Source organism: Mesorhizobium sp. M3A.F.Ca.ET.175.01.1.1 (assembly GCF_004791945.1).
GTDB lineage: Bacteria > Pseudomonadota > Alphaproteobacteria > Rhizobiales > Rhizobiaceae > Mesorhizobium.
This window is the reverse complement of the sequence record NZ_SRTP01000116.1, coordinates 1-391: the sequence shown is the minus strand read 5'-3', so window position 1 is coordinate 391 and position 391 is coordinate 1. Positions and strand designations below refer to the sequence as shown.

1 protein-coding gene is annotated in these 391 nt (G+C 58.8%); it reads left to right on the top strand.

Going from position 1 to position 391, the window contains the following annotated elements; all coding sequences use genetic code 11:
- The first annotated feature begins 123 nt into the window (after positions 1-123).
- Positions 124-390 (top strand): hypothetical protein, encoded by a 267-nt coding sequence (locus EN818_RS33050; protein WP_167498733.1) that lies wholly within the window; start codon positions 124-126, stop codon positions 388-390.
- The last annotated feature ends 1 nt before the right edge of the window (position 391 follow it).

The window sequence follows — 391 nt, the reverse complement described above, 5'->3', positions numbered from 1 at the left end:
CACCGCTACAAGATAGAAGCTTTTGATCTGGTCAAAGGTCATGCAGCTTTATCGGTCGGCGTCGGCGGTTCTGCAAGCGCCTTGGCGAGCCGGCCAGCCCCGTGATGGCACGCGGACCCTCGCGTGGGACTGATGATGCCGGTGGCAAACGACTACTACTCGGACCTAAACGACGAAAGGCGCCACTTCGATCTCGCCGACGCCTGCGCCGGCTACAGTGATCAGCTGGAGCTGCAAGCTGTTTCCCTCCTTGTCTTCCCGAATTCCGTCGCCGTTAGTACGCCGATATCCAACGGCATCGAAGCTGCCCGCGCACGAATTGAGCAAAAAATCAGAATGTTGGAGGAGCACATTCTCGGGTTCGCCACACAGGGATCCGTGCCGCCGTGAT